Source organism: Erwinia sp. HR93 (assembly GCF_034555055.1).
GTDB classification, from domain to species: Bacteria; Pseudomonadota; Gammaproteobacteria; order Enterobacterales; family Enterobacteriaceae; genus Apirhabdus; species Apirhabdus apintestini.
This window is the reverse complement of record NZ_JAXUDP010000001.1, coordinates 1702064-1723643: the sequence shown is the minus strand read 5'-3', so window position 1 is coordinate 1723643 and position 21580 is coordinate 1702064. Positions and strand designations below refer to the sequence as shown.

Genomic DNA, 21580 nt, shown 5'->3' with positions numbered 1-21580 from the left:
TTATGGGTGATCGAGGTGCTCAATAATCGCACTAACAGGTAATAGGTAATAGGTAATAGGTAATAGGTAATAGGTAACGTTATCAGAGGCGATACTTGGCTTGGATGTATGTATTTTTATTAAAAAGGGCTTATCCATTAAGAATAGGCCCTGTAAACTCAGACATCAATCTCTAATAAGAACAAAATATAACTAATATGAACCCAAATAATTGCCAACCCAACAATACAGTTATTCCGTAGATATTATGTCAAGCAAATTTTGTAATCCTTGATAGGCAACAGGAACGTTTTCACTATCATACATAGATGAAAATATTTGTTTTGATCTCGTTGATTCAGATATCAATGAACTTGCTATTTTCAAATGTTCCACCTCAGACGAGATAAACCCTATTGGGATGCTAACCGGCTGATGTTCCAAATGGAAATGAAAAAGAACACATACAATTAAACCAGGTATCAGTAACAACTCTAATTTTCCATCCATAAGACATATATCTAGATTAAATAAATATTGAAACTGATCTCTATATTTAAATGCACGATCTTTAGCTGCATTATTCCGACCAGAGATCATTACATAAGTACCAACAGGATTGCTCTTTTCTTTATTCCTAGAATCCAACAGACGGTCAATCTTTTGAGCAAACTCTCTTGCCCCGCGAGTTCTAGCCCAAAGGGATAGTTGGGGGGCAAGCCACAACCCGCTTTGAACGATAGTTTTTTCTGAAACAGGGAGGGTGTCTATTTTTTCACCATCCTCACCAGATTTTAAACTAACCTCCTTATTAACTAACATTTCTTCCTGTTTTAGTATCTCATCTCCAAGCCTAGTGATAATTAAATCGGCGTTATGTTGTAGATAAAATGCTCCAAGTAATGGGGTGACATGTTTATTATCATAACCAACAATACGTGTTAAATGAACATCTTGAACATATCGACGCAAATCAAAAGCATCATTCGAAACATAACGTTCAAATAACGAATAATCAAAATAATGAATAAAATCCATAAAACTATTGTTTTGCGGACGTTCTTGTTTTGAAAGTGCATCAGTAATAGCCTCTGATATTTCAAGTCTATTATTAAAAGCTTCATTATCTATATCACGCCGAATATTAACTTGGCCATCCAAATCCAGATGAAACATACACGGCAGTGGAATGCTAAAATGCTCGCCAGCATCTACCGCACTAATCTTATAGATCTCTGCTTTATTCTTCTTACAAATACTATGAAAATGCTCTTGAAAGGCTTGTTCTGCATATTGAATTGTTTTAGATTGCCTCTCAATATTTCGTGCAGCTAACTCCACTAATGAATTTACACGTTTCAATCTGTTGGGGCGTCCTGCTGGACTAAAACTTATGAGATCAAAAATAACTTCAGAACTCCATTCTTGTATTTTAAAGAACCGAGGTAGATGATCTGAGCTATCTTGAAAACGAGTTAATGCATAAGAAGTTAGCTCTAACAGCTCATCTTCATTCCATTTAATGAGGCGTTCGTTAAGTAATGTCTGAATTATTGCATCAGTTTCTTTTTTTGTGAATCCAAAAAAATCCTGAATTTGTATAGGACTCAATGTACCACAAACATAAGCGATGCGAAGCGCGAACTCAGTAACAACGGGCAATGCCTCCTCAGCACTTATTGAACATTCGATCGCGAAACTTTGTGCAGGAATTGCAAAAGTAATTTCATCAACAGCTAATATTTCTCTTAGCTTTTTTTCTTCCAATGTAATCATTTCTGCCCCTCCTCAATGGCTAATGCCTGAACCAAATTGAAGTTATTCCCATCACGATGTGTTTCAATGTGGTTTAATACACGACCTAACGCTGAAGTTTGATGCCTCTCTCGCCACATACGAGCAGCCCCAATGATTACTAATCTATCCATTGCACGGGAAATCGCCACATTTATTCGCTCCGAACTGCTAAGGAACCCTTGAATACACTGATTATTATTGCGCGTCGTTGCAACGATAATGATCCGATTTTCCTTACCTTGATAACTATCAACTGTATCAATTTTAATAAGATGTCTATAACCAGTAGCCCAATCTTGTTCGCTAAGTAAACGTTGCAATAGGCGTTCTTGATTTGCATACATGCAAATTACACCAATTGGTTTTTCCTCATCTGAAGTTTCATCAATTAAATATTTGATGAATGATTCTGCTGTGCATATTGAACGCAATGTATCAATAATTTCTCTAGCTTCATAAGGATTGTCAAATCCAGGATGTTTTGCTCTTTCATAAGATTCTCCCCCAGCATCGGAAGTATCAACCCAAGTAACAATAGAACTTAATCTTTTAGGTAATTGATTAAACCAAGGTTCTGGATTTCCACGTCCAGGTTCTAACGGTTTGGGATAAAAACAAGCTGAAACCATTTCACCTATTGGTGGGGCCATTCTATATTGAGTACGTAATGTTGCTCCGACTTGTTTACCATAATCTGATTCGAAAGCACGTTCAAAATCACTACGAGTTAGTACCGTGCGATCAGAGTAATTTAGTTCTATCGATATTTTTCGCACCACTGGTTCAGGATACAAAGGTGGCAATTGACGATGATCGCCGACCAGTAACACCCTGCGACCCGACTGAATTGCTATAGCCAATTCGCCAGGTGTCGCACGAGCAGCTTCGTCGACTATCACCCAATCATAGCGATTTTTTGCTACACCAAATTGTGAGCGTCCTAGACCCACACAAGTCCCACATACAAGTGATCGAGTCTTCGCAAGAAATTCTTCAAAGTTACCTCTCAGAGTGCCTAAGCGATCTACCCACTCTTGAGACATTGCAATTACTTGCTCCAGTCTAGACACTGCATCTAAAGAAGTTACACCAAACTGATTCATTGTCTCACGGCTTAATTGATTAATCACTTCATCTGGAGTTCCCTCCCCCGCATAACCAAACTTTTCAGATGCAATTTTTTTAAATCGTTCAAGTCGCTGATTTATTCGAGCTATCAGAGGATTATTAGCTCCTGATATTTCATTTTTATTTAGTTTTGTGGTTAACCTTTCTATTTCACGATTCAAACGCTTAAGTTGATATTCAATATCGAACCATCTTTCTACAAATTTGTTAGGGAGGCCTAAATTTCGGTTCATTGCTGAAATTCTAACTCGCATTTCTGAGCGGAATAAGTCTCGATAATTTTGCAAAATGGAAGATGAATGATATGGATGAAGTTTTTCTGAGACCATTCCTTCTGCACCGAACCTAACAACATCTAGGGGCAAATTGCTGTGCTGACAAAGTTCAATTACTTTTTCTGCAGCATTATTAACTGCTTCATGTGACTGGCTTGCAAGAAGTATACTTTGGGCTCCTTGTGAGAGAGCATAATGGATAAATGAAGCAATGAATGAAGTTTTACCAGTGCCTGGAGGGCCTTGCAAAAGACTCAATGGGCCGTATGACCAAAGTTTAGAAAAGGCATCTCGTTGCTGTCGATTGAGTGAAAAAGATAGCTCTCCATCTTTATCATATCGATTATAAGCATCAAGATCAGAATCAGTTGGCTCTGGTTGTAGATATTGTGGATGAGGGCAAGTTAATGGATCAAAGTAATTGATTAATGAGGGGATAGCCGATTCCGCATTTAAAATACGTGTAACTGCATGACGCCTACGAATAAAAGATGATAAATCTTGTTGACTTCGTAATTTCAAAGTGTCGCCAATATTAGTCTGAATGCGAATCTTTGGATTTTCAAGTACGAGAGTAGATTGGGTAGTCTCTCTTATATCAACATTCCCTACACGAATTAGTTCACCGTTTATTTCTTGTAATGCCTCAACTTTTGCATCTGATTCATAGTCTAAAGACTCTCCCTCTTTTCTGTAAGGTATTCGCAATTTCTCATGACGCTTATCCATATCCCTGACAACTGATGAGGTGATTTCAATTTCAGGTAAGGAATCTTCTTCTGCATCTAAAATTGCACGCCAAAGTGATGCTGTATGTGGTCTTGTTTGAGAAACAGTTAAAGTTTCTGAGTTCTCAATTTCTTCCTCATCAGAAGAAAGATCGCCACCGAGAATTCTATTCTGAATTCTCGATATTGCAGAGATAACCTCAGGTATTTTTTTTACATGTTCTAATAACTTGCTAGGGTCATCCGCGGATGAGGGTTCGAATAATATATTAGCTTCGAGTTGTGTAATGGCTTGTGATGCCATTCGTACAAATAAGCTATGGGCTATATCTTTAGTTCGTAAAAATGCAAAATCTAATTGGGTCGCTTTAAGATAGATTTGTAACTGTTTACGTACTCCGGCAAAAGCTACGATAATATGAGGCTGCTGCTTTGGCGAACGGACTCGTTCTTCACTAATACTGATATGGTATACACCATTGTCATTTATTAATTCCTGGCTGGAGGTCAGTTGCCTCATTAATACTGACAACCTCACTCCCTCATTTATTTGTGGAGGGTTGATTAACATCTCTATTTCATCATTTATTCGGTCAAGAGAATAAATTTTAAAATCCCGCCCCATACAACTTCTGATCTCATTAAGTAAAGCTGATGGATCAACCCCTTCCCAGTTAACGTCGTGTTCTAAAATCTCATTACACACTTTGGCTACAGCGTAGCAATCACGTTCCTCCGTTGGCAAAGATTCGTAATCTGTAGGTACATATGCAGGAGTAAATATTATATTCTCACCTGAACAAGGTATATCAAGTGCATCAATGAAGCGAACGTCTCCCTCTTCTATTAAAATATTGTTAGGGTGCAGGTCCCCATGTTGTAATTGCATAGCATGTAAATGTAGCACTGCCCTAACTATTTTTTTGCATAGTAATATCAATTCACGACCAACATGACATGATTCGACAGCGTCATTTAGGAATTCCCCATTCAACCATTTTTGGACTAAATAGGTTCCTGCATCTGAAATACCAAAATCAATAACTTCAGCAAGAGAAGAACAGGGCTGGGATTTTATTAGGCGAGCTTTATCGAGAAAATTCTGAAGTTGTAAAGCCTCTTCCGGTCGCTTTATATCTGGTTTCCGCCCGTACCATACTTTAACCGAAACACTCTCACCAGAAAAAGTCGATTTATATAAATGACTCATGCCCTGCTTTATATTTTCCTCAATAGGATAAATAACCATTGGAATCAACTCACTTCGATAAGGCTCGAATCTACGTAAGTCAATACCTGTTTTTTCCGGATATCCTAAAGGTAAGGTATTAAAAGAATTAAGCATCGTTCGCGCATCTGAAAATCGACCTGCGGGAATTAAATCCAAAGCAGTTTCAAACCAAGTGCTAAGTTGTGGATCAACTTCAAAATCAGCTGGACTATTCCAAACAAATAAAGAGTCTTCTTGCTTGGGGGCTTGTAAAAATAAAATATGATGTATAACTACAGCCAATAAATAAACATCTCTACGGAATGGATCGCTCGCTTCACCTTGTCCAATTTCGGAATCCTCAGGTAAAACAGTTTTGCTTGCACGAAGCTGATCACGAAGAGAACCAACTGTTCCTAATTCAGGGAAATATGCGGTCAGGAAACCTGATATAGATATTTTAGATGGCCGTTCTAACCAAATAGAATGATCGCTAATATCCCGATGAGCAACGCCCAAGTCATGTAAATCGGCTGCGTGGGATAAAAGTACCTTTACAAAGTTAACCCTTTCACAGAACTCTAGATCTTCACCAAAACGTTGAATGAATTCATTAAGTCTTAATTGTCTCGACGGTAGTCTATATAGTTCACAGAAATCAGCATCTATATCATCTCGAGTTGGATGCGATAGAGGTTGCAAAACTACGCTATCAAGTTGTTCATTTTGCTCATGAATGAAACCTAGAACTTTATGCTCTCGCAATGCTATACGGGCTCGTTCATCAATAGTATCGGCTATGCCAGATAATGCTGAGAAATCCCATCGCCTTAACAATGCTTCATGTCGTTGGTCATCTTTTTTGACAGATTTATATTCTTTGTACAATCCATCAGGATGAGGAAAAGTTGCTTCTCCAACAATTTGGAAATTATTGAATGAAAAACTTGAAGGCTTGAAATCCTTACCTCTAAAAAATGGTGTGAACACCTGCAAATATTCACAAGGCTTACGCGCTTTTTGTGGACCAAATTCGCCTTGGTACCCCCCAGATTTGGCAATTTTTAAAAACTGTTCAAGTGTACATACAAATGATTTTTCATCTTCTGGAATTTCAGAAAAGTCAGCACTCCCACACATGACAACTCTGTAATCAATGTATACTTCTGTTGCTGGCGCACTTAGACGAGTTTTAATCTTTGATGATAAAATTTTCCACTTATCGGCAAGGACTTTAACTGGTGAACGCCCCATGTCATCACCATCACGTAACCAATGATCATGCATTGGTTCAATTTTCCCGCGCCACTTTTTAAGTTCCACGATTAGGAGTCTATCATGCGTCAGAAGAACTAAATCAATCTCTCGATCTCTATAAGTTGTATCCATCATCATGAAACCAGCATAGCCATGCCATTTTTGGCTAAAACTAGATGCATTGAAAACTTCTACCATCCTCTTAATTGCTTCCTTTTCTGAGGCATGGATACCGTCACTACTTAGAATATCAATCTTCATTTTTATATTTTCATCAGGAGTTCCGTCATGTTAACGATTTGCAAGACTCTTAACGGAAACGCAAACAAAAAATGACAGATAACTCGTGAAATCAAGGACAAAACGCAGAACTAACTCAACAGGAGCAGTGCTACATACCGCATTCAATTATTGATGAATTTTTCACCACATTACATTATAACATGTAACGTATTGATTTTTAAAATATTAATAGTTATAAACATATTCCTTACCATTTTAACATTCGTAGCAAATAGCATGATCTTCATTTCATGCCGAATCATGGGTATAAAAGGGTAATAAAGCAATGCTCCTACCCTTTAATTAGCGACACCCCCCAACACTTAAAACAATATCAAACCCACTTCTGGAGCTAAATTTATGGAACCATTGAGGCGTTAGGCACATCATAGATGTGCGCAGCAAAGTGCGATTGCAAGCGATGGTCAAGCAAAGCCTGAAATATATCCGCACAACACTCATCACTGGCAATGATTTTACCTTGAGCATCAAACTGCAGATTTAATCTAAATCGTAACGCATTAGCTCTCAAACTATCCATGAACTCTGGTACCTTGTAATACCCTTTTTCTTTAATAGCAGATGCTCTTCTCAGTTGCATCGCATTATTACCAACGTACCGTTTCAACGGCTCTGCATCGGTAAGCAACTGACTGAATTCCGGTTCATCCATCAATACGTTAAAATTATCAATATGCGCTGTTTTGTAGCTCAAAACTGATTCAAATACTTTTTTATTCTTAATATAAACATTATCCTCAAGAATGAAAAAGTCAAAATCCTTTGCAATGTTAAATCGCGGGGACCTATCAATTTTTAACTTATTATTTTTGAAAACAACTGACTTCAACCCAGCCTGCTTTTTGGCCGCCCAGGATGCATCAGTTTTCTTTACACAGTGTAGTACTGTATCGCCGGAGACTAATTTTACAGAGTAGAAATCACAATTAGATAACTCTTTAATCTCTTTTACCTTTTTCGCTGGCATTTGATTTGCAGATATCGTTGTAACATCTACAGCCGAAGTTTCCCCGGTTCCAATAAGCATAAGACTGCCTTCGTTGTTCTGCGCCAGCAACGAATAATCGATGATTTCTGTATAGTTACCTCTTTCTGTTTGAATAAATCCTAATAATTCTGTTTTAAGCTCAGGATCTACTGGGATCCATTTCCCTGTAAATGACGCCTGTCCTTTCAGGGATTTTTTCCTGAAAACCCAGACCGATAACTCGGCCGTTTGAAGATCAAAACCCTGTAAATTCTCAAGCATCATCATTCTCTCCACAAATGACTATAACAGATTGTATTGTTTCGTATTCATAATCTGAATTTGGATTAACATCAGTGTTGGCTAACACAACTCCAGAAAAGATATCATTGCTCCCAGGGAAACGATAAGATATCTCATACATCTTCCAGTTAAAGACTATAAGCATGGGGTTTAATATTATTTGACCTGACTTATATGAGAGCCAGAAGAGCCACAACAGGAATATAACAAACCCTAGAAACTTATTGGTCTCCATATAACTTATACTCATAAATGAAACGATATAAGGAAGCACATAGTTCATTAAATCTGATGGAGTATATTTTGATTCAATTATTTTTATTTTTTGCCCATCTGGTTTAGCAAGGTTCAAAGCGAACCATGAGAAAACAAAGCAGGCTAAACAAACAAGAAACAAACTCACTGACAGGAATGGTTTTTGAAGCGGAAGATGGCATGTTCCTGAAGTCAAAAAATTAAAACAGATGTTTCCCTTGAGTTTTTATTGTCCAAATCCTGCATTAGCAGGATCATACTTAATGGCAAATATGATCCTAAGAAGATTGCAAGAGCAAAGAATAGTCTTGGTGTCACGCTCCCCCCTTGTTTTTTCTTATGTTCTTAATCAAACAACCTCGCGCTTTTTCCACTGCTTTTTTGGTCCTGTCCGGAAACAGTATTACCTGCTGCTCAGCCACACTCAGATGCATATTCTTTTCCAGAAGAGACCATTCTTCTTCGCTCCAGGGACGGAAACCAGCTTCACTACTGCGGGATTTCTTCAGCCCCAGCCTTCTCGCCATTATTTTAACTGACATTGCATTTCTTCCTGGCAGACGAGCAGTTACCGACATTCCCATCCGGGGATAGTCTGATTTAAGTATATCGAGTTCCTCCTCACGCCAGAAACGTCCACTTTGTACCCCCAGCGTCTCCGCCATCGAAAAAATCGCACTAATACTTCTCCCTGGAAGTAATTGTGTCAGAGACCTAGCCTCCATACCCCGGGCATAGTGGTCACGGATAATATCCATTTCATTTTCACTCCACGGTGCATTTTTCTTTTTTCGACACCCGAGCTTATCAGCCATCAACCCTACTGCACCTGGAGTCCGCCCCAACCCGTCAGCAATTTCAACGACTGACATGGAAGAATAATTATTTTCCAGAAAGGTTAAATCCCTGATCGTCCATCGGGCACGATTATTACGATAACGAACTGAATTACCCATAATTTTTAGCACCATTTCTATTCTGATGCATTCTCTTGTATTTCAGCATAGCGAGCTGTCAATTGTTTCAGATGCATCTCCAGTTGAGCCCGGGCAGCAGCAGGTAAAGGTTCACTCTCAGGATTTTGTAACAATACCCGCATTTGCTCTTCAGCCGGTACCGATTTGTTAAATGACTGCATGGCGGAAAATACCACAGATTTCAGCTCGCTGACCGTCATGTATTTACCTTTCTGTTCATCCAGCCCGTTCAGCCTGTCACTCAGTTGCTTCAGCTTCATCATCCCCTGATGCCAACCATTCAGCTGCTCTGTTGGTAATGCAGCAGTATTAAGTCGTTGTTGCCACTGTTGTACTAGGGGCTTTGCCTGTTCCGGCCACAGTTCCTGAGCCTGTTCTGTGAGTTTTCTGGCGTAAGTGATATTCCAGTCAGGCGGCAACTTATCCAGTCGGGAAAGCTGTTGCTGTGTCCGGGCGATAAGGTCCTGCGGTAACGAAGTCTGCTGACGCAACATATCCAGTTGTTCAGGTGTAAGAGGTGCAGGGAACGGAGCCAGTGAAGCAGCAAGCTGAGTCTGTAGCGGGTCTGGACGGTGAAGAAAATGCCAGCTCCACACTGAGACTATGCTTATCGCCAGCATGGTACACATGCCGGCAGCGAAGGATTTCCATTTTTTTACCGGAGCGGGCATAGCCGCCAGCACCTCCACGTTCGGCTGTTGTTCCGGTTGCGCAACGTAAACCCACTTCACTGCACTCTCTGGCGTATCTTCAGCATGGCTACCAGTAAGGTCCCTCGTGGATGCTGTCGCAACATTCATCACGGTGGCAGGCAACACAACACCAGGCTGAATGTTCGACCCGGTGCTGGTTATGTCATCGCTGTTTTCCAGCCGGACAGCACTGTTGTGCATCAGGGTACGCAATGTATCGAGCTGGCTCAGATGTTTTAGCTCCAGGTGTTGCAGTACTTCTCCCAGACCCGTAAGCAGTTGCTCCGCTCGGTACAGCTGGCTGAGGTCGCTGTAATTCAGCGGGAGCGAGCGCATTCGTTGCTGCAGGCGCTGACTCAGACTGCTGAGGATTTCCATCCGGGCATGGACAGGCTGTGGCCACAGTGTCCCCCACTGATGGCTTATCAGGGCCTCGAGTATCGTCAGCCCTTCATTGAGCCCGAATAAGCCGGCCAGTTGCGTACGCGCAAGCGTATACCAGGCTGCCGTCTGCAACTCCACACCGTTCTGCTCAAACAGTGAGAGACAGAGTTTTTCGGCATAACGCCAGTTCACATCCGGGCGAGCCGGATGTGTCAGTTTACTCAGTTCATCACGCAGGGCGGCATAATCCGGTAGCGTGCGCGGGTCGCCGCCGGTTTTGATTTTACGCGGGATGATGTCATTCATGACCAGTTGTCCATTTGATATATAAGGAGCGATTGAAAGTTATTGCTTATCCGATTAATACTGATTCCCTGAGCAAATCGGTAAATGGGTGTATCCGGGCTTACTGGCCATATAGAGGGGAGCGCATGTGGGCTGGCGGGGTTGGGTACTGACCGGTTCGTCGTTTTCTGCAACACGTTGCGGTTCCTGCTTTTTCGCCGTTGTCACTTTTTTCGTCTGCGCTTTGCGGGTGGAAGTGGGCGGTTTTACCGGATTGCTGGTTGCTGAGGAACCATACCCGGAACAGAATCGTTTCGACTGACTTAAACTCCCGTCATTACAGACAAAGCGGCCATCCGATGTGCAGTGCGCTATACCGCCTTTTGAACCTGAGCAGGGCTGCCTCCCACGCGCAGCATCAGCCTGTACCGTAAAAAGAATTCCTGAGACCAGAAAAAAGATTAATTTTCTCATTTCCATATCCGTAATTTATTTCGTTATTTTGTGGCTCTGTTCTCCGTCAGCCATTAACTGTTTCGCCAGGTAATTATGCAATGGCTGACAGGCAAACAAACTATTACTCATTCCGGTTCCGCTATGGAAGGAGCGTCAGAATCAAACCAAAAAATGTGCTCTCATCAAAATCCTGCCCGGAGGGGGATAAAGCACCAGGCGGAGTAAAGGTCCAGTGGTTCACCGTGCCTGACCGCATAAATAATCGCCCCAGTGAAGTCGTATACCTCCCATCATGGAAGGTCGCCTCCACGCACCCGGTTACACCCTGACCATAAAGAAATGCCGGCACAAATTTTACAGACCGGTCGTCGATACGAAGAACGAGGCTGGCAATATCAAATACTCTCCCCTCAACCAGCAGGTCCGTAACGGATGTACTGGCCGTCTCCACATTCAGTCCGGTACCTTCCAGCCACGCGTCCATCTGCTCCTGAAGCTGTGCCATTCGCAGGCGGAACTCAGCAATATCGGCCTGAGTCTTGCTGACAGATGAAGCCGGAGCAGACTGTCTGGTCTGCAATTTTTCGAGAAACCGTGATTTTACTGACATGGTGTTATCTGGCCTTACAGACGGGTTGCGGTGTCAAGATACTGCTGTTGCTTCAGATGCCTCAGCATCACTCGTCCCTCGGGCATAAACTCGGTGCCATAGCGTACGAGGCCAATGCCCTTCAGCTCAGCATCAATGGCATAACGCAACTCGCCGGGGACGTTCTGCTCCAGCAGGACGACAGTAATTTTTTTCAGACGCGGTTCGTATTTGAGCAGAACAGCCGACAGGGTACCCATCAGCTCATGGGCGGTGCCCGGCATGCCCTGGAGAACTCTGGTCATATCCGGCAGTCCATAGTCCGGCAGATGCGCCAGCGTGCCGGCACGACAGTTGAGGATACGCTGCATATTGTCGAGTACGGACAAAATGACCTGGTTCTGCTCGCTGACCTGGTGCAGGTCGAGGCCGCCGGTGAAGTTGCCATAAAGCGTTTCATACAATGAAGGACGGGATGACTCACTCATCTTTCAGCGCCTTCAGGGTCAGGTGGTTGTTACCGGCCTCAATCACCCGGGCTTTATCCGGATCGAGGTCATCACGGCTCAGCACCACCCGCCAGGTGTTGTTCACCTGGTCTGGCGACATAAACATGCCAGCCACTGCGACATACTGCGCATTTTCATCCATCGGCATATCCACCATCACCGCCCCGCCCGGCTGCAGGCGGATATCTTTCTCTGCCACCAGGTCCGCCCTGATGGCCTGACTGTCGGCTTTAAACAGTGACGGGTAGTCCGTGCTGTCGAAGGTCTTGCGGTCCTTCAACTGGTAAATACGCACCACCGTCGACAGCGCAACCCCACGCGCATTGCTGTTAACGGCCTCGCGGGCCCGAATATCCAGATGCAGAGTTTTTATCTGCTTATAAAATATCGATTTGGTCACAGCAACGGTGCCGTCTGTCACTTTTTGCGTCAGCCCGCACCCCGCCAGCATCAAGGTGATACCCGCGGCCAGTGCAGCCAGAGGAAATTTACCAGCGATAATCGCCATCTTCATCGGTCTCCCTGCGGTGAATATTTTCCTGTACCCGCTCATAGCGGCCCAGATTAATGGTGATTGTTTTTGGGTGTGATGCGGTCTTAGCCGCATTCAGCGGTCGCATCACGGCAGTGCGGCCCAGTTGCACTGCGCCGGCGTTGGGTTTAGCGCTCATTGTCGCGTCCGGGAGCAGGCTACGGTCGACACGCAACTGCAGCCGGACATCCAGGCGAGACCCAAGATACACGTGCAGCAGCGCCATAAAATCCGTGTGAAGCTCTCTGCCCGGTAACCAGCCCTGCACTTCTGCCGGGTCGGTGGTGGTCAGACGCATCAGCACCTGACTGTTTACGTCGGTGGCATAGTTGCCCATCACCGGACGGTTTGTCAGGGTGACGGGCTGGCTGACGCTCATGGTCAGTGGCTTCTTCAGCGGCACACGGCGTTTGTCGTGGTGCCAGAGTTTCGCCTGCGTGTTGGGTGCCAGCAGGCGCACCAGCGAGGCCATGCCTTCTGCAGTACGCCCCGGCAGTAACATGACCGGCAGCAGTGCCAGAAAGCGCGAAGCCGGGGTCGCGATACTGTCCGTGCAGCCGTTAATCCCGAGCCCGGCCAGTCCCAGCAGGTACTGCGAGGTTTTGTCCTTACCGCCTTCCTCAAAGGTTGCCGGATACGAATATTTCCGCCAGATGCGGTAGTACTGGGCAATCAGCCGGTGGTTGAAGATATCGAGGAAATCCGCGGTGGCCTCATACCCTTCCCGGCGCTGGGTGATGTCATCGATATAGTGCGTCGGCAGCGGGGACTCCACGCCGTAGAGCCCCATAAAGGTGATGCGTACCGTCGGCGGCAGATGCGAATACTCAGACTGCTCAATCCCTTTGATTTCAGATGCCGGAAAGCCCATCCCCGGGTGTGGCCGAAAACGTACCGGTTCATGACGCACCTGCCAGGTGCTGCCCGTAACCGGTTTGTCCGGCAGGCTCTGCTCCAGCAACTGACAGAAGCGGTAAAAGTTGATATATGGCAGCCGGTCACCCAGCCGCTCCATCAGCCTGGCAGGCGCGGACTGTGATTCTCTTTCCACCGGATGCATTTTCCTTCTGGCTGTACGATGAGGGTGAGCTGGTTGAACTGGTTCATGTCGGCATACAGAGCAAAGAACCGGTTGAGCATTTCACCAAACAGGTGAATATCCCCCTCGCCGGTGAAGCCATTGCTGTCGAGGGTCACTTCGATATCCAGGCCCCGTAGCAGGTAGCCCTGCTCAAAGCGCTGAAGGCGGTGATGCTCCACATGCTGGATAGCTTCCAGACGCCGTGTGTTCAGTTCATCTTCCTGCCAGTTATAAAGGGCCAGCGTCCCGCGCAGCACTTCGGCGGTACTCATCATGTTCAGGAAACCGGATCCCAGGTGGCTCAGAACCCGCCAGTGAAAACGGTCTTCGGAAGGCGGATAGACTGGCAGCGTTGGTTTGCAGAGATTGCGTACTGAAAGTTGTGTGCTGACCACCTGCTCACAGCGGTCAAGCAGCGTGCTCTGTAATGCCCGGCGTGGCAACTGGCCGTTGGTGCCGGTGATTTGCAGCGAGACAGCTTCACGCTCAAACAGACGGTCCTCTTCCCACTGATGCCCACCAAGGATAAGCCAGGTGTCATACAGCCCGGTCACGCTGCGCTTCACGCGGGTGTGGTAGTAACGGGGTGGTGCATGACGGCGCATCATCCCGCCCTTGTGCCTGAAGCTGCTGAACGGCACATACTCTGCGTCACTGGTCCGGTTTGAGCCTGTCACCGAATCCACCGAATAAATCTCGGTATGTCCGTCCTGCAGACGTTTAGGACGCAGCAGGTACTCACTTTCAAGCCCGGTAATGGTGAGCGGGTCAGCTTCCAGTGTGAACAGGTTAATCACCGGCACACAGTGCAGACGAACCGCGTCATCGGTGACCGGCAGCTCTGATGGCCACGGTGTGCTGAACACGACTTCGATGTCGAAATACCCCGCTCCGGCAGGCGGTGTAATGCCATCCAGGCCGTTGAGGTGGACAAACATAAACTTGTCACGGAAGGTGAAATACTCCAGCAGCAGCTGGTAACCACTGAAGGCGGTATCGCCTTTTGGCCACAGGCTGTCTTCCTCCGCAAAACCACCCGGCGAGAAATACCCGTCGAGGCGAATACGGTCGGTCTGCCCGGGCAGACGCATATACAAGGCAGCCTGTCGTTTGGTCAGCATCAGGTGCAGCTGGCTGCTGACCGGGGCATCCGCCCCGAGATAGAGACTCAGGTGGCTGAGATCAGCATGGGACCAGTCCGCCTGGGTGCTGCAGGTAAAACGCATCCGCAGTAGCGAGCGCCCGTCCGGCTCAGTGGTCATGGTCACCCCAGAGATATTCAGCGGATTGAGCATCACATCGCGGGTGGTGCGGTAGCGACAGACCGTGTTTTTCGGCCCCACCGGGCGGGAATATACTTCCAGACCCGCGGGCATCACTTCTGCCATCTTAACAGTCTGAAGCGCAGGCGTGAACGCAACCACCGAGAGTGACGGAATGGTTCGCAGGTAGTGTGGCCAGAGCATACTGACCAGCCCTTCGGTCAGTTCCGGCAGGTCGTCGTCGATCTTCTCCCGCAGCCGTCCCATTGAGAAAGCAAAGCCTTCGAACAGCCGTTCAACATACGGATCAGGTGTGCCGGCCTTATCCAGGTCGAGCATTGCTGCGCGATCGGGATGGGTCTGAGCGAACTCTTTCGCGGCTTCACGCAGGTAGCGCATTTCCGCGTCGTAATAACGTAGGGTCAAATCTTCCATTTATTTCTGTTCCTGTGGATTTAACCGCAAAGCACGGCGGCACGGGCTGGATCGACTGCTATCAGCCCGGCAAGTAACTGGTCCATTACCGGTGTAAGGCGGGCCTTATCAGCCTCACTGCGACCGGCTTTCAGGCGCAGGAGTTTCAGATGGCGGGCCTGTACCTCGAACAACAGCTCAGGCTCCCAGTCACTGATAGTCACTTCTCTTGCACGTTCACCCAGTTCTGCAAACAGGTGTACCGCCAGGTCATTTTTACCGTACTGCTCAGCAATGCGCCCCATCAGCAGACGCAGAAGCCACTTCTGACGATCGGTGGTCATACCCGGTCGGGTCTGCAACCAACCCAGTGCGGCATCCGGACCTTCACTGTCGGCCAGTGCCACGGCTTCCGGCTCCAGCGCCAGAATGTCGTCGTTACCAGAGGTGATCGGGGCTGATGGCGTGTCATCACCCCACCCACCGACGGTGTCCAGCACGCTCTGCTGGATCCAGTTCAGCGTCACTTCATCCGCAAAGGGGGTACCGTCACTGAACGCCAGCGTTTCGAGGCCTGACAGCCGCGTCAGCAGCCCTTTCAGATCAGCCACGACAATGTCGGCCAGCGTCTCCTGACCGGATTTCGTCAACGCCTGGTGGATATACCACTGCAAATCCAGCCACAGGTGATTGGCACCGCGGGAAAATGTGCTGTCGGCCGTTTCCAGCATTTCAGTCCAGTTCTGCTGCAGGTAGAGACGTTTGAGTAACGCGCGTTGATCCGACCTTGGCGGCTCAATGCGTGTGCGCCCCTGCGCATCCGGTGCCGGGATGGCCCGCAGGGTGTCGTGCCGCAGGCTTTTCATCAGATGGTGTGCTGACAGCCAGCCGTCCGGCTGCTCGCGCAGATATTCAGTAAGGGTGCGGGCCTGGGCCAGCAAATCCTGACCGGAGGTGATCCGCCCGATGGCCGGGGCATCGCTGTGGCTGGCAGCCGAAGGGGTTTCACTGGTACTGGCATTCTGTGGTACCACCGCATCCACACCTCCCGCTTTCTGCAGACGACTTTCCAGCGCGCTGTAAAGCGCATTGAGCTCAGGACGGGTTTCATCCGGCTCTTTCTCAATAATCTGTGATATCAGCAGCAGCGCACCAGTGGTTCGCATCGCATCGATCCTGACCACTTCCGGGTACAGGGAAAGCGAATCAGTCATGCGCGACCCGGCCAGCCATTCCAGTGCCGCCTTACGGCTGCGGTCACGCTGCGGGTGCAACTGTGGTCCAAAGCGCTCCAGCAGACCAGCCAGCAACTCGAGTCCTTCGGCCAGCCCCTGCTCACCTTCGCGGTGTAGCTTCGCCCAGCAGTAGTATGTTGCCACACGGATATCTTTGGCGGTCGTGGTCAGCAGCTTCTCAGCAAGCCGGCAGATGAGTTCGGTATCTGCACCGGAAAGTTTATTGACCTCTTCACGCATCTGCTGGAAGTCATCGTCATAGCCCGGGTCTTCGCCAGCGGACGATTGCCCGGACAGCGGCTGCAGCCAGCTTTCCCACTGCGCCATACGTTCACGGGTTGCTACAAGCAATGGTTCCTGTTCTGTCTGGCAGGCGCTGAGTAAGGCATTGAGCGTGCTCATCAGTAAACCTCCTCTGCATCACTGTTCGCACTGGCGACATGGTCTGACAGTGCAACTCCGGTCATGCTGAAGATGGTTTCCGGCAGACGGAAATTACGCAGTTTCAGCAGCGCCAGCGGACCCTCGCCGGCTTCGGTACGCAGGGTATAATTGAGCATACGACCATCCTGTGCCTTCCAGCTCAGGCTGTAGCTGCTGCCCACGCCCGGATACGCTTTCACGCTGGCTTTATCGAGCAGGCGAATCAGCCCCCAGCTACCCGGAATATCGGCGTACTGACGGGTCCCGGCCTGCGTGCTAATCCAGCTCAGGTTGGCCCCCGGGGCTTCAGTATCAGCAGGCCAGGTGAACCGCTTCCATGCCGGCATCTGGTTCACATAAGTCAGCTTCTGGCTGTCGATAATTATGTCGGTCTGCATCACCCCATCGGCGGTACCCGGGCGCAGTTCGAAGTGCATGCCAGCATTGCCTTCGGTGAAGGCCACATCCGAAATGTGACTCAGGGTGTTAATGGCGTTAAGGAACGCCGGGTTAAAGGCGAGGCCCTGCGAGTTGATGCTGTCAGGTACCCAGTGGTTGCCCTCTCTGTGCAGCACACCTTTGAGGCGGGTCTGCAGGAACCGGGCGATACGCCCGGAATCCGCGTTGAGGTATTTGGCGAGCAGCGGAAGAGAAACATCGCTGCTGGTGTTGTTAAATGGATAACGGCCTCCAAAAGCACTGTTCCAATCAGCCACGACTGCCTGCTGCCACTGGACATTGAGGCTGTCGGCCGCCGGGGTCAGTACCTGCTGCCAGGCCTGCTCCATCGGATTCACAAACACCGAACGACCAAAACCGCTCCACTCCTGCCCCAGACCGGCGGCAATGAGACTTCCGTAGTCGCGGGTTTCAGTCAGGTCTACCGCTTTGCCCTGGAATACTGTCTGGGCGATGGTCTGGGTCATAGCCTGTGGGTCGGCGGCATTAGTCACCTGCTGCAGACGCAGACGCACCTGCGTCACGCGGGTCAGAAACGACCGCAGACTTTGCTCCTGTGCTCCCGTGCGGTTCTTGTCCATCAGCGCCAGTACCGGACCAAAGGTCGCATCCAGCGGGCCGTGAACGCCTGCACTCTGGTCAATGGCATCCCTGTTGTCACCGCCCAGCAGATTTTTCGCTGATTTCACCAGTGAATCCGAAATCGCCTCCCCGGTCTGGCCGGTACGGCCCTGTACATTCAGGGTATTCATCAGCGCCACCAACGGCGACTGGCGCACGTCGGCCATCAGGGTCAGTTGGTCAATGGAATCCGACAGCGTGGTGGCCTGGTTCCAGCGCAGGCTGTTGAGAAACTCAAGCCAGGCCCCGCCAAAGTCGGCAAAGTAACGCTCCGTCAGGCGTTTTTTCAGGGCTTCCGGCGAGGTCTCGTCCTGTTTATTCACCTGGCGCTTGCTGTCAGTGAGCACCCAGTCGAGTTCGTCCCGGCGCGCCTTCACTACCTTCTCGATAGCGGGCTGAACGGCCTGCTCCCACGCCTGGCGGGTGAACATGCCCGGCACAATTTCGGTGGTGCTGAACAGGCGGGATGCATCGGTGTCGCCTGTCATATCTTCAAGGCGCATGTCGACATACAGGTGCGCTACCTGAGAGAGCATCTTCTGATACAGGGTCGATTCACTGTTGCGCACACCCATCAGGCGTACTAACAGTGCGCGCGACTGGCTGACCATCGTCTCATCCGCAGGCAACCGCCAATACGGGTGGGTGGTCAGGCTGGCGGCATAAAATGCCAGCAGTGACGGGGCCATGCCCTGCCAGACGGCGTCTTTCACGCCATCACGCTTCGGCCAGTTATGCAGCAGCGCGGTACTGAACCAGGCCGCATCCATACGTTCCGGGCGGGCCAGCATCAGGTAGAGCCTGAGCTGGTCATACGTGGTTTTTGCCATCTGCTCGCGCAGCGGGCTGCCCGGCGGCAGCGCGTTAAAAGCACTGACCTGCTTCTGCAGATGGTCTGCGGCGGCATCCCGCAACAGCGGCAGTGCACTGTCCTGGTAACGTGGCCAGAGTGCGGCCAACAGCGCATTGTTCTGACTTAGTCCGGCCTGCTCATACCATGGCACACCGTGCTCAGAACGGTATTGCAGACGGGCCAGCGTTTTCTGCAGTTCAGACAGCGCGTGCAGGCGCTGTTCCAGCGGCTGATTCTGTCGGGCGGCAAGTGCGGCCTGGGCATTCGCACCGTCAATCTGGCTGCGGTTGGTGACATACGCGATGCTCATCCACGCAGCCCAGCCCATCATTGCCAGGGCGATAACCGACGCAAATACTTTGCGCCAGGGAATACCCGGTTTGCGCGGACGCAGTCCGGCAGGAAGCGTCCGGACGGATTCAGGCAGGACATCCCAGCGCTTGTCCATCCCCCAGTGATGCTGCACCGCGCGCTCAGTACCGGCAGAAGGCTGGCTGAATACCACACCCGCCAGCGGCAGCGGGCGGTACGGATTGAGCATCACCGACAGCGGCGCAGTCACGCTCTCCGGTTCGCGAATAAGCTGGTCGGCAAGCGTCAGCAGGAAGTTATGTTTCACCTCACCGCAGGTCTGCTGCAGACCCTGTGAAGTCAGTTCCGGCGTCAGGGCGGAAAGTTGTTCTGCCAGCCCTTCGGTACGGCAACCGGCAGGTAACAGACAACCGGTAGCCTGAGTAATGCGCCCTTCCGGTTTACCGGCGCGCGGGTGCAGGGACCAGACGTACAGCGGGAGTTTCCAGCCAAGCGTTTCCATACGCGCGCTGATGGCGTGAGACAGGGAATCCATGGTGCTTTCAGACGGTACCGGCAGCGGCGGCTCCAGCCCTGGTGCTGAGAGCTGGTCAAAGGCCGAGGTGACCCACACCAGCCCATCTACCGGGCGACGGCGCAGTTTGCGCAGCGCGTTCAGCCAGGCACTGTCCACTGGCGTATTGAGGTCACCGCCCCACAGCAACAGTGTGCCGCGGTCATCCTGCCAGAGCTGGCCCGTAAGACCCGGAGTCAACTGCTCCACCTCAGATATGGTCCCGGTGACCAGCAGAATGCGTGTTTTACGTCCCCAGCGCCGACCGTAGAGGTTACGCATGGCGTCACGGATAGTATCAACGGTGACATTGCGTGGCGGAGTCCGGGCAACTCTTGATTCATCAGAAGGTAACGCATTGTTCTTCTGTTCCCACCAGCGGTGATACTTTTCTCGCATGTACCGGAACATGAACGGCGTATAGAAAACAATCAGCAAGACTATCCATACGGCAACAAATGCAAGCACTTGCTTCAGTCGGGTATCAAGGCCATACGAGGGACCAAAATGCAGGATCAAGGCCACTATAATCGCTGAGATGCAGGCTATTATGCCGGCAAGCCCCACTCTGCTCCATGTACTACCCGGCATCATTATTTTCACTCCCTGAGGTAACAGTACTGACAAAACGATCAGCACCTGAGGTAAACAACCCTAAAACAGGTTTGTTGCTGACGGACACGATGTCGGCCAGTAATGTGGCCAGAAGCCACGCACTCCCGGCCCCTGGAATACCGTTATATTTTTCCAGTACATCAATTTCCTGGGGCACCCACGGTGTCAGATGTGATTGAGACGCAGTCATTAGATCAGCAAACCCGTCATTCCAGTGCCCGTAATCACAGAACACGTTTGACGTCTGACAGGCGATCGTTTGTGTTTCGAGGAACAAACCCATATCAGCCCTGAAATTTGTCATGTCCAGCGGCATCGGTCGCAATATGCGGGCGGAGTGTGAAAGCTGGTATTTTTCAGCAACATCATCGCTGGTAAGTACCATCGCTGTGAGTGCATCGGAATACTGTTCAGCCCCCTGATTCTGCAATATCAGGATCAAATCAATATCGAAAACGGGATTTTTAAGGCGCTCTTCGATCCAGGCAAAAGAAAGGACTTCACAACATGAAATCGAACCTGTCAGCGCACGCCCTGGATAAATTTTTCCCCATGATTTGCGAAACCGGGTCTCGAAGTCAGACGAAATCGTGTCGCTCACAATGGTGACGTTGAACGGCACTGTCGCAGGCAACATCGCGATTGCCTTTTGTACACCGGCCAGCCCCAGTTCGAGCAAGGAGGTGGACGTCGTCGATTTCGCATCAAAATGACAGGTTAGTGAAAGAAATTGCGGTGCATCTGCAGCATCTGATTTAGCAATGGCGTCAGAGGTCACTCCGGAAGGTAGCAGTATGCTGCTTCCGAGTACGGCCAGATAGCGTCCAGCCCAGGCCTCCCACTGTTGCTGTCCATATTCAGCTTCCTTCTGCAAAAACTGATGTTCATTGACGGTTCTGCCCCACAGCCCCCCCCGCAAACAAAACAGGAAAAACCAGCCAAGAATCGGGCTGGATGCCAGCCACCAGATATTGAATGCAGCCAGTGCCTTAACCATGCCTGACGCATGCAGAATAAACAGCAAAATACCCACAACCGCGGCAACACCCCCTGCCAACAGCCATCCCGTAAAAGATGGCTCAGGAGGCAACTCCATTGTCGTTGCTTTCGTCCTTTCCCAGCCCAT

General features: G+C 48.9%; 15 protein-coding genes. All 15 read right to left on the bottom strand.

Annotation, left to right across the window (positions count from 1 at the left end; genetic code table 11):
- Nucleotides 1-231: 231 nt before the first annotated feature.
- Nucleotides 232-1755 (bottom strand): hypothetical protein, encoded by a 1524-nt coding sequence (locus SFA31_RS07965; protein WP_322837505.1) that lies wholly within the window; start codon nucleotides 1753-1755, stop codon nucleotides 232-234.
- Nucleotides 1752-6635 carry an AAA domain-containing protein gene (locus SFA31_RS07960; RefSeq protein ID WP_322837504.1) on the bottom strand — a complete coding sequence of 1628 codons (4884 nt, stop codon included), beginning with the start codon at nucleotides 6633-6635 and terminating at the stop codon, nucleotides 1752-1754. Before SFA31_RS07960 ends, SFA31_RS07965 begins: the two co-directional genes overlap by 4 nt.
- A gap of 379 nt (nucleotides 6636-7014) precedes the next feature.
- Nucleotides 7015-7932, bottom strand: a complete 918-nt coding sequence (locus SFA31_RS07955; RefSeq protein WP_322837503.1) for a Kiwa anti-phage protein KwaB-like domain-containing protein — start codon at nucleotides 7930-7932, stop codon at nucleotides 7015-7017.
- On the bottom strand, nucleotides 7919-8299 hold the full coding sequence (locus tag SFA31_RS07950; protein WP_174491892.1) for a hypothetical protein: 381 nt from the start codon (nucleotides 8297-8299) through the stop codon (nucleotides 7919-7921). The genes SFA31_RS07955 and SFA31_RS07950 overlap by 14 nt, the downstream gene beginning before the upstream one ends.
- A 217-nt stretch (nucleotides 8300-8516) precedes the next feature.
- Nucleotides 8517-9173, bottom strand: coding sequence for a hypothetical protein (locus SFA31_RS07945; RefSeq protein WP_322837502.1), 657 nt, complete (start codon nucleotides 9171-9173; stop codon nucleotides 8517-8519).
- 2 nt (nucleotides 9174-9175) lie between these two features.
- The gene (locus SFA31_RS07940; protein WP_322837501.1) at nucleotides 9176-10561 is read right to left on the bottom strand and encodes a VasL domain-containing protein; all 1386 of its coding nucleotides are present in this window, start codon (nucleotides 10559-10561) and stop codon (nucleotides 9176-9178) included.
- 54 nt (nucleotides 10562-10615) lie between these two features.
- Nucleotides 10616-11014 (bottom strand): hypothetical protein, encoded by a 399-nt coding sequence (locus tag SFA31_RS07935; protein ID WP_322837500.1) that lies wholly within the window; start codon nucleotides 11012-11014, stop codon nucleotides 10616-10618.
- 121 nt (nucleotides 11015-11135) lie between these two features.
- The gene (locus tag SFA31_RS07930; RefSeq protein WP_322837499.1) at nucleotides 11136-11606 is read right to left on the bottom strand and encodes a hypothetical protein; all 471 of its coding nucleotides are present in this window, start codon (nucleotides 11604-11606) and stop codon (nucleotides 11136-11138) included.
- 14 nt (nucleotides 11607-11620) lie between these two features.
- Entirely contained in the window at nucleotides 11621-12073 is a 453-nt protein-coding gene (gene tssE / locus SFA31_RS07925) for a type VI secretion system baseplate subunit TssE (protein WP_322837498.1), read from the bottom strand.
- A complete protein-coding gene (gene tssJ / locus SFA31_RS07920; RefSeq protein ID WP_322837497.1) occupies nucleotides 12066-12602 on the bottom strand; it encodes a type VI secretion system lipoprotein TssJ in 537 nt (178 codons plus the stop codon). The genes tssE and tssJ overlap by 8 nt, the downstream gene beginning before the upstream one ends.
- The gene (tssG, locus tag SFA31_RS07915) at nucleotides 12583-13686 is read right to left on the bottom strand and encodes a type VI secretion system baseplate subunit TssG (protein WP_322837496.1); all 1104 of its coding nucleotides are present in this window, start codon (nucleotides 13684-13686) and stop codon (nucleotides 12583-12585) included. Before tssG ends, tssJ begins: the two co-directional genes overlap by 20 nt.
- Complete coding sequence (tssF, locus tag SFA31_RS07910; RefSeq protein WP_322837495.1) at nucleotides 13641-15404, bottom strand: type VI secretion system baseplate subunit TssF; 1764 nt, start codon at nucleotides 15402-15404, stop codon at nucleotides 13641-13643. Before tssF ends, tssG begins: the two co-directional genes overlap by 46 nt.
- Before the next feature lie 20 nt (nucleotides 15405-15424).
- Nucleotides 15425-17020 (bottom strand): type VI secretion system protein TssA, encoded by a 1596-nt coding sequence (tssA, locus tag SFA31_RS07905; protein ID WP_322837494.1) that lies wholly within the window; start codon nucleotides 17018-17020, stop codon nucleotides 15425-15427.
- The gene (locus tag SFA31_RS07900; RefSeq protein ID WP_322837493.1) at nucleotides 17020-20433 is read right to left on the bottom strand and encodes an ImcF-related family protein; all 3414 of its coding nucleotides are present in this window, start codon (nucleotides 20431-20433) and stop codon (nucleotides 17020-17022) included. Before SFA31_RS07900 ends, tssA begins: the two co-directional genes overlap by 1 nt.
- Nucleotides 20420-21580, bottom strand: coding sequence for a hypothetical protein (locus SFA31_RS07895; protein ID WP_322837492.1), 1161 nt, complete (start codon nucleotides 21578-21580; stop codon nucleotides 20420-20422). Before SFA31_RS07895 ends, SFA31_RS07900 begins: the two co-directional genes overlap by 14 nt.

What these genes read in the sequence shown, in the direction of transcription:
- SFA31_RS07960 (WP_322837504.1), bottom strand. Translation starts at nt 6,635, where the DNA reads ATGAAGATTGATATTCTAAGTAGTGACGGTATCCATGCCTCAGAAAAG.
- tssE (WP_322837498.1), bottom strand. Translation starts at nt 12,073, where the DNA reads ATGAGTGAGTCATCCCGTCCTTCATTGTATGAAACGCTTTATGGCAAC.
- tssF (WP_322837495.1), bottom strand. Translation starts at nt 15,404, where the DNA reads ATGGAAGATTTGACCCTACGTTATTACGACGCGGAAATGCGCTACCTG.
- SFA31_RS07930 (WP_322837499.1), bottom strand. Translation starts at nt 11,606, where the DNA reads ATGTCAGTAAAATCACGGTTTCTCGAAAAATTGCAGACCAGACAGTCT.
- SFA31_RS07955 (WP_322837503.1), bottom strand. Translation starts at nt 7,932, where the DNA reads ATGATGATGCTTGAGAATTTACAGGGTTTTGATCTTCAAACGGCCGAG.
- SFA31_RS07940 (WP_322837501.1), bottom strand. Translation starts at nt 10,561, where the DNA reads ATGAATGACATCATCCCGCGTAAAATCAAAACCGGCGGCGACCCGCGC.
- SFA31_RS07935 (WP_322837500.1), bottom strand. Translation starts at nt 11,014, where the DNA reads ATGAGAAAATTAATCTTTTTTCTGGTCTCAGGAATTCTTTTTACGGTA.
- SFA31_RS07965 (WP_322837505.1), bottom strand. Translation starts at nt 1,755, where the DNA reads ATGATTACATTGGAAGAAAAAAAGCTAAGAGAAATATTAGCTGTTGAT.
- tssG (WP_322837496.1), bottom strand. Translation starts at nt 13,686, where the DNA reads ATGCATCCGGTGGAAAGAGAATCACAGTCCGCGCCTGCCAGGCTGATG.
- tssA (WP_322837494.1), bottom strand. Translation starts at nt 17,020, where the DNA reads ATGAGCACGCTCAATGCCTTACTCAGCGCCTGCCAGACAGAACAGGAA.
- tssJ (WP_322837497.1), bottom strand. Translation starts at nt 12,602, where the DNA reads ATGGCGATTATCGCTGGTAAATTTCCTCTGGCTGCACTGGCCGCGGGT.
- SFA31_RS07895 (WP_322837492.1), bottom strand. Translation starts at nt 21,580, where the DNA reads ATGGGCTGGGAAAGGACGAAAGCAACGACAATGGAGTTGCCTCCTGAG.
- SFA31_RS07945 (WP_322837502.1), bottom strand. Translation starts at nt 9,173, where the DNA reads ATGGTGCTAAAAATTATGGGTAATTCAGTTCGTTATCGTAATAATCGT.
- SFA31_RS07900 (WP_322837493.1), bottom strand. Translation starts at nt 20,433, where the DNA reads ATGATGCCGGGTAGTACATGGAGCAGAGTGGGGCTTGCCGGCATAATA.